The organism is Bacillus luti, assembly GCF_009739945.1.
GTDB classification, from domain to species: domain Bacteria; phylum Bacillota; class Bacilli; order Bacillales; family Bacillaceae_G; genus Bacillus_A; species Bacillus_A luti.
Genome location: NZ_CP040336.1, coordinates 4,178,215 through 4,193,408, shown reverse-complemented (window position 1 = coordinate 4,193,408; position 15,194 = coordinate 4,178,215). Strand labels below are relative to the sequence as shown.

At 33.4% G+C, this 15,194-nt stretch carries 13 protein-coding genes and 2 pseudogenes; 12 read left to right on the top strand and 3 right to left on the bottom strand.

Translation table 11 applies throughout. The features are described from left to right. Positions 1–390: 390 nt before the first annotated feature. The 8 genes and pseudogenes from EUC40_RS21260 to EUC40_RS21235 all read left to right on the top strand — a co-directional run bounded on the left by EUC40_RS21260 (position 391) and on the right by EUC40_RS21235 (position 5,036). Positions 391–1,059 (top strand): hypothetical protein, encoded by a 669-nt coding sequence (locus tag EUC40_RS21260; RefSeq protein ID WP_156576520.1) that lies wholly within the window; start codon positions 391–393, stop codon positions 1,057–1,059. Between the two features lie 146 nt (positions 1,060–1,205). Beyond that, positions 1,206–1,778 (top strand): imm11 family protein, encoded by a 573-nt coding sequence (locus EUC40_RS21255; RefSeq protein ID WP_156576519.1) that lies wholly within the window; start codon positions 1,206–1,208, stop codon positions 1,776–1,778. A 157-nt stretch (positions 1,779–1,935) separates the two neighbouring features. Continuing rightward, a complete protein-coding gene (locus EUC40_RS21250) occupies positions 1,936–2,388 on the top strand; it encodes a YrhA family protein (protein ID WP_156576518.1) in 453 nt (150 codons plus the stop codon). A 270-nt stretch (positions 2,389–2,658) separates the two neighbouring features. Beyond that, a complete protein-coding gene (locus EUC40_RS21245) occupies positions 2,659–3,309 on the top strand; it encodes a Yip1 family protein (RefSeq protein WP_156576517.1) in 651 nt (216 codons plus the stop codon). 82 nt (positions 3,310–3,391) lie between these two features. Then, positions 3,392–3,685, top strand: coding sequence for a contact-dependent growth inhibition system immunity protein (locus tag EUC40_RS27350; protein WP_244322208.1), 294 nt, complete (start codon positions 3,392–3,394; stop codon positions 3,683–3,685). A gap of 27 nt (positions 3,686–3,712) precedes the next feature. Continuing rightward, positions 3,713–3,820, top strand: a pseudogene (locus EUC40_RS27545) (WXG100 family type VII secretion target); the annotation flags it as partial. Between the two features lie 70 nt (positions 3,821–3,890). Continuing rightward, a pseudogene (locus EUC40_RS21240) lies at positions 3,891–4,234 on the top strand (hypothetical protein). A gap of 325 nt (positions 4,235–4,559) precedes the next feature. Further along, positions 4,560–5,036, top strand: a complete 477-nt coding sequence (locus EUC40_RS21235; RefSeq protein ID WP_156576516.1) for a DUF6985 domain-containing protein — start codon at positions 4,560–4,562, stop codon at positions 5,034–5,036. A 173-nt stretch (positions 5,037–5,209) separates the two neighbouring features. On the opposite strand, the gene EUC40_RS21230 is transcribed toward EUC40_RS21235, so the two are convergent. Then, positions 5,210–6,532, bottom strand: coding sequence for an MFS transporter (locus EUC40_RS21230; protein ID WP_000035835.1), 1,323 nt, complete (start codon positions 6,530–6,532; stop codon positions 5,210–5,212). A 223-nt stretch (positions 6,533–6,755) separates the two neighbouring features. Between EUC40_RS21230 and EUC40_RS21225 the strand changes: the two genes are divergently transcribed. From EUC40_RS21225 to EUC40_RS21215, 3 genes are read left to right on the top strand one after another with little or no spacing between them, the layout of a single operon-like run. After that, the gene (locus tag EUC40_RS21225) at positions 6,756–8,345 is read left to right on the top strand and encodes an ATP-binding protein (protein ID WP_156576515.1); all 1,590 of its coding nucleotides are present in this window, start codon (positions 6,756–6,758) and stop codon (positions 8,343–8,345) included. Between the two features lie 19 nt (positions 8,346–8,364). Then, positions 8,365–9,042 (top strand): response regulator, encoded by a 678-nt coding sequence (locus tag EUC40_RS21220; RefSeq protein WP_078206476.1) that lies wholly within the window; start codon positions 8,365–8,367, stop codon positions 9,040–9,042. Further along, complete coding sequence (locus EUC40_RS21215) at positions 9,039–10,007, top strand: tripartite tricarboxylate transporter substrate binding protein (protein WP_156576514.1); 969 nt, start codon at positions 9,039–9,041, stop codon at positions 10,005–10,007. Before EUC40_RS21220 ends, EUC40_RS21215 begins: the two co-directional genes overlap by 4 nt. 326 nt (positions 10,008–10,333) lie before the next feature. Here EUC40_RS21215 and EUC40_RS21210 read toward each other — a convergent pair whose 3' ends face one another. Continuing rightward, positions 10,334–11,818, bottom strand: coding sequence for a MutH/Sau3AI family endonuclease (locus EUC40_RS21210; RefSeq protein WP_156576513.1), 1,485 nt, complete (start codon positions 11,816–11,818; stop codon positions 10,334–10,336). 458 nt (positions 11,819–12,276) lie between these two features. On the opposite strand from EUC40_RS21210, the gene EUC40_RS21205 reads away from it, so the two are divergent. Further along, positions 12,277–13,287 (top strand): DUF3427 domain-containing protein, encoded by a 1,011-nt coding sequence (locus EUC40_RS21205; RefSeq protein ID WP_156576512.1) that lies wholly within the window; start codon positions 12,277–12,279, stop codon positions 13,285–13,287. 374 nt (positions 13,288–13,661) lie between these two features. On the opposite strand, the gene EUC40_RS21200 is transcribed toward EUC40_RS21205, so the two are convergent. Next, positions 13,662–15,050: a Sau3AI family type II restriction endonuclease gene (locus EUC40_RS21200; RefSeq protein ID WP_156576511.1), complete on the bottom strand. Its 1,389-nt coding sequence runs from the start codon at positions 15,048–15,050 to the stop codon at positions 13,662–13,664. Between the last annotated feature and the right edge of the window lie 144 nt (positions 15,051–15,194).

Sequence of the window (15,194 nt, the reverse complement as noted above, 5' to 3'; positions counted from 1 at the left end):
TGATACAAGTGTCAAAGGTGAGATTATAATAGGTAGGTATGGTTATAGATTCCGCGCAGGTGAAGAATCAGGGTTTTCCACAACCGCACCTAACGGTTATGGCGGGGTGGGGGGCATTTTAGTTTGAGAAGGAAGCGAGGTAATAGAATGCAAAAATTTTCAAAAATAGTTATATGTGTTGGTGCGTTAATAATGATTATATTGGGCGTGATTGTACATGATACATGGAAGGATAGGATTTATTTTTCTTTAGCTGTACTTTTTGTTACCGTACTTTCTTTACTATGGAATATAGTTGCTCATAATATTATGGATAAATTTAAGAAAAAATAGAATAAATAGCTATGAAACTTTTACCGATTGGAACAGTAGCGGGGTGGTTTAATTAACATGAAAAAAAGTCTAGATTTTAATAAGAAAGCTTTTGCACATTATATGGCTCTTTATGCTGTAAATGATATAAGATCAACTATAATTACTCTTGTTATTGGAATAGCAGATATATTTGTGCTTTTGCCTGCTTTCGCGAATCCTGTTCAACCGATATATATGTACATAATAGTTCCACCAGTTGCTTTTTTAAATGTATGGGCAATATGGATTGTTATAAATCCTCGGGAACGGCAATTACAATACACTCTATTTCGCGGGGTATTTGGCATCGTATGTTCAGTAGGATTATTAGTTATAACCCAAAAGTTTGCATATGGAATGTTAGGATTACAAACTCCAATCTATTTTATTTTTTCGGTTGGTTTGTATATTTTTGCTTTGAATTATTATTATAAAAATCATATAAAAAAACTTCAGGGACCAATCAAAAAATCAAAGTCATCGAAAAAAAATTCTGGTTTCGGAGTATTGGCTTTTGTAGGATTGGGTCAACTCATTGCTAATATCAGTCTTGGTTTTGCAACACAAAAGATGGTAGCGATTGTATTAATGTGTGTATACTCCATGCTTTCGTTTATGTTGTTTCATTTCATTATGGAATTCCATAGGTATTATTATTTAAGGAAGCATATAGAAGATGGAGGGAGAACACATGAAACCTTTTAAAGATTATGTATTGAATATTCAGTATATAATCACGGTTCTCCTATAGTCAGTAAAGACTACGGAAAAGAAAAGGGAGAAGCAACATCATGAATATAGAATTACATTTAGATAAAGGAAGGATAGAAAAATAACAAAGGAGAGTAAAAATGAAAATTTGGCAATTAAAAAGTTTATTTGATAACTATAAATCTTTTCAACTATTAAATTTGAAAGAAGACCGTAAAAAATATTTCGATGAAAAAATTGATTTGGCAATAAAGCTATCTGATTCATGGGGAGAAATTCTTGTTGAATGTGTAGAAGGAGATAACCATAGTGATTGTCCTATGTTCTGGGGGGAACTTGGCACGCCAATGGTTAGTAGAAAAGCAAAGGAGGTATTAGAACCTCTAATTTGTAATAATGTTGAGTTCCTTCCGCTAACCCATGATGTTACAGGTGAAGTTTATTACCTAATAAACGTTTTAAATACAATTGATGCAATTGACTACAATAAAGCAGTTTTTGAAAAACTAAGTACAGGATTAATAATAGGTTTCGAAAAATACGCATTTTTGCCTAATATAGTTGAAGGGCAGATAATATTTAAAACCTATTTAAATCAAAGATTACACTCCTCTACTGTTTTAGTGTCTGACGAATTTAGAAATGTAGTTTTAGAGAGTGATTTAAAAGGCTTTGAATTTGTAGAGGTATGGGATTCAAAAGCGGACATGTAAAAGAAAGTCCTTAAAATAACTGATAGAAGTTGAAGCAATGGTTTACATTAACTAGATACTTACAAGATGGAGATAGTGCAGATATAACTTGGTCTATACCCAAATATAATACCTATCCTAGAGGAGAATAAATACTCTTAGAAAGAAGTTTTTTTATATGTGGAAAAATCTAATTTTAGAAATTGAAAAAATAGAGAAAAGTTTTAATGATAAACTGAATACACCCGCAACGGATAGTGAAGTTCAGAAATTAAGAGAACGCATGAAAGAGAGTTTTAATGTTGGCCTACCGAGTGAATATGAGGAGTTTCTTAAAACTGTAAATGGATTAGATTTTAACGGGCTAGTACTTTATGGAGTTGACTCTTATTTGTTAGATACAGAAAGGGACGAATCAATTTGCGGCTTTATAGAAACCAATGAGATTTGGTATGAAAATGAATTTCAAAAAGAGTATCTTTTCTTTGGCGATTCAAATATTGCGTGGTTTTGTAAAAGCTTATCAGACGGTACTTATTTAGAACTTGATAAACCATCAGGTACGGTAATGAACACATATAATGATTTTAATACAATGCTGGAGGAAGCGTTAAAAATAACCCTTCTTTAATAGGATGATAAAATTATAACTGTTTATCCAATGTATTAAAGAATGTGAGGTACTCAAAAATGAAAGTAACTACTCAGCCCATAGTTAAAAATGCAAGACAATATAGAGGTAATTGCTAAGAAGCACTCCCCCTAAGTTTCAGATGAAATTAAATGATTGAATATTTATATTTAAATAATCGACTATTTATGCTTTAATATTTCTATGTACATAACTGGGATAATTAGGAATTTGTATTTGATATGTTTTAAGAAAGGGGAATGTTTTTTTATGGAAACTCCAGAAAATCAATTTAAACGTGCACTTAATCCTTGGTTCTCCATTTGGACAAAACCACGTGATACAATGAAAGAAATTTTTATATCCAAACCTAAGAATGTGTTTTTGCTCATTTTATTAGGCTCCTTCGTACAGACTTTAGATCGAGCATCTTCTAAAAATGTGGCGGATTCAATAAGTAGTCCATTTTCAATAATCTCAATAGTTATATTCGGTACTTTCGTTGTTTTCTTAACTTATTATTTTTTGCTACCAGCGTTATTTAATTGGGTGGCAAAAAAACTTGGTGGACAAGGTACCTTTGAAAAAACACGTTACTCGGTTGCCTATTCTTATATCCCTTACGTTTATTCTCTTATATTAGTTTGGTTGCCTTCATTTTTCTTGTTTGGGATAGAAAACTTTACGAGTGAGACACCGAAAATGGATAGTAGCATAACTTTAACGATTTTGTTTATTATTTTTGCCATAATTGATGTAGTTATTGGAATTTGGACAATCATTATTTCCTTAAAATGTTTAGGAGAAGCACACCAATTTTCAGCATGGAAAGCATTATTAACAATAATAGTGTCCTTTATGATTATCATTCTTCCTTTGGTAATAATAGTATTTCTTATAGTAGGGGTTACAATCCTTTAATAATTTATTTGCTTCTTATGAACTTAGAAATTTAATTGAGGTTTGGAGACAAGCACAAAATAAGAGGAAAGAAATATATGCTATTAAAAAAAATCCAGAAGATCCGGTTTATCAGTTCTTAGCAGCAACATTTCATCAAGATACATTTTACGAAGAAGCACTCCAAGAGTTACTTGAAGAAGAAAGTACGGAATATTTACAAGACGCTATTATTTTTCTAACTGAATTTATTCAAAGTGATTATAGTGATAAAGAAAAAAATGAGTACATACAGTTTTCTACAGATGGGATATATTTTGAAGGATTAGAAATAACACCATTAGAATGGCTTGAACAAACAGTTAGAACGCTAAAACAAGCATTAAAAAACACTTAATAAAAAAATCGACCGCCCGTAATAGGCGGTCTTTATGTTGGTTCTGGGCAAGTTATCGGAGGGATTGTAGAAGGATTCAATTCACTAGATGATACAGTAACAAAAGAAAATATTAAGTATGCTATAGGTCATCCTAGATTTGTTCTTATTAATGATAAAATTATAACTGTTTATCCAAAGTACTAAAGATGGTGAGGTGCCAAAAATGAAATATGATTATAAAATAACAAAATATGAAGATGAAGATTCTTTAAAAATAGAATTACCTAAAGAAATAGAAATTGTAGCCACATTTTTAGAAGATGATATCCAAGGGATTCCCATTAAATGGTGGTTACAACAAATCGATGAAGTATTAAACAATATAAAAGAATATAATGAATTTCAAGGTAATCTATGTGCAGTTCAAGTGAAAAAAGAAGAAACTCTACTAGTCGATTTATATTCTAATCATGATCCTAATATATGTAAAATAGAAACAACTGAACTTAGAGATTTAATTGAGATATGGGGACAAGCGCAAAAAAAATGTATAAAAATAACAATTAAAAAATTAATTTTTATAAAAACATTTAAATTAAGACTCTTCTTAAGTGCGGGCTAGATAGCTCATGCTTTTTATTTTGGGTGACTATAACATTTATTTTTAAAATTTATAATCATACTATTTGTTGCGAACAAACTTTCAAAGAATCTATTGGTGCTACAGCTAATTGAAGGCGTATTAACAATTTGAGAGTAGTTATTGATAAGAATGGAAATGTAATAGCTGTGTTCCTAAAGAATAAGAAAAGTTTAACATGAGTTTATGTTTTTTTATTCGGGGAATATGGGCGTAATTGGTTATCGAGAAAAAATTCAGGAGAATAAAATTATGAAAAAAATAAACCATGAATTATTTGGTGAAATTGTTCACGATTTATATTGGAGCGGACAACAAAAGATAACTATTTTTGGGCAGGAAAAAATAGTTTCTTTAACTATTGATGGAGAAGAAGATGATTTAATTCCTAAAGTTCAAGAAGAAGCATATAGGAAGTTCATTACTGATATAAACAAACTTACAAAAGAAGCTGAACAAGCAATATTCGAGTATTATGAAGAAGAATATATGGAATATAGAGATATGGTAGGTGATGAATCTGCTGATAAAATAGCGCCGATTATAACAACCATTCAAGAACTAGGGAAATTGGTGGAACCTGTTGGATTAATTATATTACCAGATTTTGAAGATGGAATTAGAAGAGTGGGATTAATATTCAATTGTACCTGGGAAGAGGACGGTGTCGGGGTAAAATTTGAAAATGAGCAAGTTGTAGAAGTTGGTTATCAAGACATCGTTATTTAAACTTCAAATTATGTGCTGTCACTATATCGAACAGAAGCTGGGTTTGTAAAATAACAATGGAACTACGTGTTTTTTCGTCATACAAAAACCTCTACATATAAGTAGAGGTTTTTAAATTGCATATTAGTGAATTATGCTTTTTCAAATAAACGAAGATACTAGAATACATAATTTTAACTAGACTTATTATTAGCTAGTGTATCCCCACCACCAAGCTCCGCCTCAATCTGCGAAGTCTTCGATGACTCATCCATACGCCAATACGTAATAAAGCTGATCGCGATACATCCAGCTACGTAGAAGTAGAATAGTGATTCCATTCCGATACTCTTTAGCCATAATGCGATGAACTCAGCTGTTCCGCCGAATATCGCAACTGTTAGTGCATATGGTAAACCTACGCCAAGTGCGCGAATTTCAGTTGGGAAGAGTTCTGCTTTTACAATTGCGTTAATGGAAGTGTAGCCAGTAACGATAATGAGACCGACCATCATGAGTAAAAATGCTACGATTGGTTCTGTCGTTTTTTCCATGAAGAAGAAGATCGGTGCTGTTAGTAACGTTCCGAGAATACCGAAAGCCATTAATAGTGGGCGGCGTCCAATTTTATCAGATAGTAGCCCCGCAATCGGTTGAAGTACGACGAAAATAAGTAGTGCAACAAAGTTAATCCAGCTTACAACTTCTTTCGGAAGACCGACTGTGTTTACCATGAATTTTTGTAAATATGTTGTGTACGTATAGAAAGCGACAGTGCCTCCTAAAGTTAGGCCGACTACTGTTAATACTGCTTTCGGATGTTTCATAAGAGCGCTAATGGTTCCTGCGCTTTCGCGTTTTTGTGATTTTATGTTTGAGAATTGCTCCGACTCATCCATCGTGCGGCGAAGCCATAATACAGCTACTGCACCCATCGCTCCAATAATGAACGGAATGCGCCATCCCCAAGCTTTCATATCTGGTTCGCTTAGTAATTGTTGAAGAACAATTTGAACGCCTAACGCAACCATTTGTCCAGCAACGAGCGTTACATATTGGAAACTTGAATAAAAACCGCGGCGTCCACTACTAGCCATTTCAGATAAATATGTTGCGGAAGTTCCATACTCTCCGCCAAGTGATAATCCTTGTAGTAAACGGGCAAGAACTAAAATAATTGGTGCCATAATCCCAATGCTTTCGTAACTAGGTGTACAGGCGATAATTAAAGAACCACCCGCCATAACCGTAATCGAAAGTGTTAATGCTGCCCGGCGTCCGTGCCGATCCGCATAACGCCCCATTAATAAACTGCCGATAGGGCGCATTAAAAATCCAACTGCGAAAATAGCTGCTGTGTTCAGTAACTGACTCGTTGGATCTCCTTTAGGAAAGAACTCTGCTGAAAAATAAACAGCGAAAGCAGAGTAAACGTACCAGTCGTACCATTCAATTAAATTACCGACAGAACCTTTGAAAATATTGCCGGCAACTCGATTAGATTTTGCTTGAGCCATAATCATTCCTCCTCTTGCTTATAAATAAAAAATAATATGAAAGCGTGTTCATTGTAGTTGAATTGTACTGTCCTTTGTCTGAAATCTCAATATTATGACAATTTTATTCTTTTTGTACTTTATGTACATGGATATTTTTAATAGTTGCTTCATTTTCAGTTTTGTCATAATAATAGAAAAAGGAGATTGATAGTTTTGAATATTTTATCAAAGGATATGGAATATGAAGAAATCACGCAAAGTGTCATTGCAAACGAAAATAGTAAGCTTAATTATTACGTTAATTTTATTTGTCGTTCTCCTATTAGCAGGAATATTTGTTTACATTCAGTCCGTTGATACGAAGCGCCAAGTGGAGCAGCTAGCACTGCAAACAGCTAAATCTCTTTCTTTTATGCCAGCTATAAAAGATGCTTTTCAATATAACGAGCACAAAAGTACCATTCAATCCATTGCAGAACAAGTTCGTGAGCAAGCTGGTGCGGATTATGTAATTGTGGAAGATCGTTACGGGATTATGTATTCGCATTCTAATTCGGAGTTAATTGGTACAAAGAGTAACAATCCATATAACTATGAAGCACTCACTTTTGGTGGTTATTATACGCTCGAAGGAAATGGTGCAAGTGGTCCAGCTTTAATGGCGAAAGCACCGATTATTGTTCAGAACGGAGACTACGATCAAGTTGTAGGCGTTGTGACGGTAGAGTTTTTAATAAAAGGTATTGAATCTAACATACTGAGCAGAACGAAAGAAATTATCCTCTTTTCCGTAGCGGTCTTATTAGCCGGAATTGTTGGCGGCATTCTTTTAGCACGTAGCATTCGTAAAGATACACTCGGTTTAGAGCCGAATGAAATCGCAGCGTTATACAGGGAACGAAGTGCAATACTACTATCTATAAAAGAAGGGATTATCGCCATTGATCAAAACGGTTTTATTACGATGATGAACACATCAGCAGAAGAAATGCTTCATGTAAATGGCGATTATATGCAGCAGCACATTTCCAAAGTTTTACCGGAATTTCATATGGAGAGAGTACTAGAAAATGATCAAGAAATTGCATTTCAAGATAAAGTGTTTATTTTAAACATGACACCGATACTTGAAAACAACAGTACGGTAGGAGTTGTATGTAGTTTTAGAGATAAAACAGAACTGCAAAACCTTGTGAACACAATATCTGAGGTAAGAAAGTATTCAGAGGACTTGCGTGCTCAAACGCATGAATTTACAAATAAGCTTTTCGTCTTATCTGGCTTATTGCAGTTAGGGCATTACAAAGAAGCAATTGAATTTATCCAGCAAGAATCTAATATTCATCAAAGCCAAAATCATATTTTATTCCATCAAATTCACGATGCGAAAGTACAAGCTATTTTATTAGGAAAACTCGCAACAGCGTCTGAAAAGAAAATTGATTTTCATATTGAAGGAGATAGTGCGCTTCATCCGTTACCAGATCATATAAAAGTTTCACACCTTATTACGATACTTGGAAACATAATCGATAATGCGTTTGATGCGGTGAGTGGGCAAGAGGAGAAGAATGTTTCCTTCTTTGTTACGGATATTGGGCACGATATTGTGTTTGAAGTGATAGATAGTGGAGCAGGGATACCAGCAGAAAAAATCGCGACCATTTTTCAAAAAGGATTTTCAACGAAAGGAAATGATCGTGGTTACGGACTAGCAAACGTGAAAGAAATGGTAGATGTACTAGAAGGGACAATTGAAATTCAAAACGAGAAAAATGGGGGAGCTATTTTTACAATTTACCTTCCGAAAACATTGAGAGAAAGTACATAACAAACAGGGGGATGGGCATATGTTGAAGGTCGCAATTGCAGAAGATGATTTCCGCGTCGCGCAAATTCAGGAAGAGTTTTTATCAAAAATAAAGGATGTAAAAGTGATTGGAAAAGCATTGAACGCGAAAGAAACGATGGAACTACTACAAAAGGAAGAAATCGACTTACTTCTATTAGATAATTACTTACCAGATGGAATTGGTACAGACTTATTGCCGAAAATCCATGCTGACTTTCCAAACGTTGACGTCATTATGGTTACTGCGGCGAATGAAAATCATATGTTAGAAAAAGCAATTCGAAACGGCGTAAGCAACTATCTTATAAAACCGGTCACATTAGAAAAATTCGTCCGCACAATTGAAGACTATAAAAGAAAGAAGCAACTATTACATAGTAACAATGAAGTGAATCAAACACTCATCGATAACTTCTTCGGTACTTCGCAAATACAAGATATGAAAAACTTACCGACAGGTGTGGATCCATTAACACTACAAAAAGTGAAAGGAATTATAAAAGGATTCGAAGAGGGTATTACAATAGAAGAAATGGGAGAACAAATGGGGGCCTCCAGAACAACCGCAAGAAGATATTTAGAATACTTAGTAGCGACAAACGAATGCACAGTAGAGTACACATACGGCATTATCGGACGACCAGAACGAAAATATCGAATAGGACGAGGACTATGAAAAAACGATTATTACTATGTATATGGATCATGACAGGAGTAATAGCTGGTTGTTCCTCGGAAAAAACTCAAACGAATACATTAAACATAGAAGAAGTAGAAATCGTTGCGCCGAACGTTCCAGGAGCAGGATGGGACTTAACAGCGCGGGCAATGCAAAAAACACTAACAGAAGAAAAAATCTTCACAAAACCAATCAAAGTCACAAACAAAGTAGGTGGCAGCGGTGACGTCGGATGGAAATATATGAAACAAAAAGGCGGTCACGTACTGGCGATTAACTCAAGCTTACTCATAACGAACAACCTACTAGGCCACAGTAAATTAAAATATAAAGACTTCACACCACTCGCAACACTCGCATCGGACTGGGAAGTCGTTGTCGTAGCAAAAGACAGCACCATAGAAAACGTAAACGAACTAATGGAACAACTAAAACAAGACAAGAAAAACTTCAAAATCGGCGTTGCCCCCGGCTTAGGAAACGACGATCACCTATCATTCATACAAGTAAGCAAAGCATTCGGCATAAACCCTGCCGAACTACAATTCTTCGTCTACGAAAACAAAGAAAAAATCATAAACGCCCTAACGAACAAACAAATAGAAGCCGCAACCATGACCCTATCCGAAGCCGAAAAGCAATACAAAGCCGGCAAAATAAAAATACTAGCCGTATCCGCACCAAAACGACTAGACCGACTACCAGAAATCCCAACATGGAAAGAACAAGGAATAGATGTTGTATTCCAGCACTGGAAAGGTATTATGGGACCGAAAGATATGACAGAGGAAGAGGTTGTTTATTGGGATCGTGTTATTAAAAAGATGGTTGAGAGTGATAGTTGGAAGGGGATTTTGAGGGAGCGGGGTTGGAATTCTTATTATAAGGATAGTAGAGAGACGAAGGTGTTTTTGGAGGAGAGTAGTGGGTGGTATGGGGGGATGGTGAAATTTAGTGATTAATTAAAAGAAGATGGAGTACTAGGTGACAAGAATGAGTTATTTAGTGATGAAGAGCATCAAAATATTAATGGATATTGCTGAAAAGGGTTTATATTTTAAATAGATTGCCAGGTATGAAAGATGGTACTTGGCAATCTATTTATGGCAAAATGTTATAAATAAGATATGGAAGAAATCTTGCAATAATCCAAGCTCTATCAATCTATAATATTTTAAAGCTTTTTATGCAAATTCCTTAGATAACATTATGTAAAAAGGATGGTGAAATTAAAATCTTTATTAAATGATTTATAGCCGTTCAAATAAATACTAAATTTAAAAATCACTTAAATAAAATCGATATTTTTAAGCATAGAAACAATAACATCTCCACGAAGCCATAGTTGTTGTTGATACATGCTGATACCGTTAATGACAAGTGGTTTCTTTGATGCGTCACTGCCTGTTCCACGAATGAAAAATGAATTCTCTGTTGATTTAGGAAAATTAATCAATGTTTTTACAGTATTGGAACGTTTGTTGATAATAGGTTCATTGTTTTTATCTAAATCAATTATTTCTTCTAGTTTGTCATTATTAATTAAATAACGAACTTGTTCCCAGACAGGTTTGAGAGCATTTTCAATAATTGTATCATCTATAGAAAGTCGCTTAAATCCAAGGAACTTATTATCTAGTAATGGAGATTTTGCAGAAGGTTCCTCGAAAATAATAAATAAAAATTGTGTTTCATGAAAGTAGTTATAGACAAAGGATTCATCAAATTGTATTTTTTGATCAGTCCATTCTTCGAAATTTATTTTACAAAATTTAACATCCTCTGTATGGCAACCTTTAGTAGTTTGTACGATGGATTTTGGAACAATTCCAATCTTATTAAATAACTCAATTTTACTTAGTTTTTTCGCTGTACCACCGAACATTTTTACAATGATTTGTTCAGAGATAGAGTTTGGTGCGGAGCCTTTTTTAGTTGGTAGAATGTTGAATTGTTTCATGAGTTCTCTAACCGTTTTATTTTTATATTTTTGGGTAAGATTATGTAATTTATTATCAAGTTCTTTAAAGTTTAAATATGTATCATCCAGCTTTTCAAATTTATCTCCAAAATGTTTTTGTACTAGAGTTGATACGGTAGTCCGTTTTAGACGGAAACGAGGAGGATTAGGCCACTTAGGTGCTGTATCTATCAGCATTAAACTTTTTCGTAATTCAGAAGAAATTCGAGGATATTCAGCTTTTGGGTCCTCGTATGTATCTTTTAAATGCTGAATAAAATCACGCACAATGAGCCAATCGTTTTTTAGAATTTCTTTATCTTCATCTGAAAATGTGTGGAAATGGTAACCTTCAATGAAAAATTTAGCATATTCAGCAGCTGTTACAGTTTCTGGAGAGTCGTAGTGATAATATACTAATAATAGATGCTCTAATTTATGCCAGAAGCTAGAGGTTTCAAATTCTTCATCAGTGATTGATTCAGGTGAAACAGCTGTAATTGACATAGGCTCCTTTGCCTCATAAATAGTGTTAGACATTTTTTTGGTTCTACTATTCTTCTTAGGTCTACGAATACCAGTTGTTTTTAATTCTGTTTCAATGCCGTCCACAATTAAATCAGGTTTTTTATCTGTATCAGGTGGGTAGCCTAAAATAGATTGTTCTACAACGTCTCCAGCAATGCCGGTAATTTTAGGTGATTTAATAGTCTTTGCAAACACATTGTTAACATCACAGTCTCCAAGTGTATTACCTACAGCGTTTTGAAAAATTTTATCTAATTCTTTTCGTGTGAATTTATGTAAGGCCATGAGAGAATACTCCTTTTTATGTTCTATGTATATATAATACAGTATTTCATCTTATTGGTAATTAAATGTTATGAAGAACTTTAAATTTATTCCTTCTAAAGGAATAGGAGAGTTTATTTACTATTCTTTATAAAAGGGATATTATGTATTTAGATAAAGAAGAGGAAATAATATACAGAACAATGGTTGTGAAAAAGCCAATATAAAAAATTAGATACTAAATTGGTGTTCAATATTATTTGATGGAAATTCATCTAATCATTTTAATATAATTTTATTTCGATATAAAGTTTTGAGTGGGCTATAAAATATGAAAAAATTTTATACGTCTAAAAATAGGAGGAATAAGGTGTACCCTAGGCAAGAGGTACATAGGGGAATTATTAATTTAATAGTTTTATAGTGAGTTAGCTCTATATTGTAAAGACTAGTTTATTATAGGAAAAGGAGATGGAAGGTTGAAAAAATTAGAGTTACTTAATCAGTATACCCGTGAAGATATATATAATGTTTTTGATGGTGTTACACCATTTACAGCTGGTGCTGGTACATGGGGGATTCATGGTATTGTGAAAATTCCAGATCGTCCACGTGAATATGTTTTCTTTGTAACTTTTGGCCAAGATAAATTAGGTCAAGAATTCAAAGAAAGTATTACAGAAAAGGGAGTTCTTACATGGCAATCGCAAAAGAAACAAGGGTTAAAACATCCCCAAATCTTAGATTTTATTAGCCATGATCATCAAAAACATAATATATACTTATTTTTACGAACTCGAAAAATCAATCCAAAAACAAATAAAACAGAACCATTTACTTATATGGGGAGACTTGCTTATCTAGCTCATGATTTAGAAAAAGAACATCCAGTTTTATTTAAGTGGCAGCTTTTAGACTTTGAATTTGCTACTAATGAAGATTGCACTGCATTAGATTTAACTTTAGTAAAAGAATTATCTATGTCTTATGATGTAAAAGAAAATAGTTTACTTGAAACAAGTGAACCGGAAAAAAGGGGGCGCCAAGAACGGGAAAATAATTTTAGCGCCAAAAAGAATGATTTTGAAGTTAGTAATAAAAAAAATAAAAAAATTGGTTTGCTAGGAGAATTACTTGTTTTCGATTACATACATACACAATTTATCAATGCTGGACGTCATGATTTAGCAGAAAAGATTATACATACATCAGTTGTAGAAGGGGATGGTGCAGGATATGATATCCGATCCTTTAAAGAAGATGGCTCACCGCTTTATCTTGAAGTTAAAACTACAAAGGGTGGTATCAATTCGGATTTCTTCATTTCTCCCAATGAACTTGCTTTTTCGGAAGAACATTCTAATTCTTATCAATTAATTAGAGTATACGAATACAATAGTGCAACTAACAGCGGTAAATTTTATAAAATAGAGGGTAATTTAAATAAGAAGCTTAATTTGAGATCAGTACAGTATTCAGCGAGGTTTTGAAAGGTTTCATATCTTGAGTTTTATATTGTTTGGTGTGATATATGTAAATAGTGAATTTGGACTTATTACAATTTATCATTTAATGTTTCGATAAAATAATGTTGCAAGAACATCAATAAGATATAACTCTGAACAGTGATTTTGTGGAATAAAATATATATTTGGATATAGTATTATTTTTAACAATTACGAACTGGCTTGGCAAAATGATTAATAAGATGATTTATCCCCTGTTTTTAAGTATCTATTTTTCTTTAGACGTACTATTTGTGAAGTAGTAACAAATGAATAAAAGGCAGATATTTTTAGGGGAAAGTGATATCTGCCTTTTTAATATGAATGATGAATCCTCCAACAATAAAATTGACGTCGTATTACTTCTTATCAGCAATAATATCAGCTATGTACGAATTATTTAACCAATAACACTGCTTTGTAATGTGCTGACCATCAGGTAAAGTTACTTTATCTGCACCGTTGCGAGCTTTTGGTCTAATATGTGTAACACCGTTGAAAGTCATTTTGGGTAAGTTGTTTACTTCAACTTCTTTATCACCACGTTTTTTATATTCAATTTGAATACCTTCATTTATAACTTCATTAACTTCTTCCCATAGTTCACGTATTTCTTTTTCTATTGTAGGGACAGGCATGTTCCAAAGCTTAATGCCTTTAAAGTAGAGTTTACGGTTTGGGTTTTCTTTTTTTGTTTGGTTAAATTCAAAAATTACGAATAAAAATTTGGTTTGATAGAAGCGTTCTCGAATTTCGCTTTCTTCCCATGATTCATTTGTCCATTGATGAAAATCAATTGTTTCAAATGACATGCTTTGTTCTGGCTTTCCGTTTGGTTCTAAACGAATTGTTTTGAACTCTATATTGGCTTTTGCAAATTCTTCAATTTTATCGAGTCGAGTTCCTTTAATACCAAGTAAAGAGCTTACTAGTAACGGAACAAAGTTCTTGGTTGTAGGTTTGAACTCGATAGATAATTCTTGAGCGATTTCTTGATCAGTTAAGCCTATGTAATTTTCAAATTTTGAATAAAGGATTTCTTCTAAAGATTTTTCTTTTAGTTCATGTTTTGTTGTAAAACTTACTAGTTCTTCGTTTAGGTGATATCTGCGAACTAGTGCTGTCATGTAAGAAGGTTTTAATGAAAAAGCTCTTTGCATTGCTGGAATTTCAGAATGCGGTTGTGAGCGAAGTGAATTTTTATTGGAACCTTTTGTACAAGCTCCTAAATAGTTTGTATCACCTTCGGATAATTCATGTGCTTTGCCAGCACGAATTTTATTTACGATGGTTTCCCAGTCTTGTTTAATTATTTCTAAATCAGCTTCAGGATAGGTGAACAGAAGACTTTTTGTAATATGAAAATCTTTACGGTCTACGCCAGGTACCCATTCATAGAACATTAGTAGTAGCTTTTCGTTTTTTTTCCAAAAGCTTGATGTCTCAAAGTGTGTATGAACTTCTTCCATATAGTTGATAATATTTAAGACTAGCCGTTCTTTGGCTGATAATGAACCGTTTTTATTTTGTTTAAATGCAGTTACTTTGAGTTCAATACCAAGGTGTTTAAAGTCAGCTTCTGCGTTTGAATTTACTTCATATCCAAAGAAGCTTTCCTCAATTACTTGCCCTAGCCCACCTTTTGATTTTGCATTTGCGAGTCGGTCAGTTGTATCGATTTCACCAAATGTTTTTCCTTCAGCTTCACTTGCTTTTTTCATTAGTTCTTCTATTGTAGTGTAGTCCATAATAATCTCCTTTCTGTATCCAGTGCTGCGGTGTATGATTTTAAACAATACATATTAAAGTTATGCTATAATAAAAAGCTGTTTCAAATTTATATAAGTAAAATTTATAAGAGGGAAAAGACAGTTTATGTTATTAGATAACAG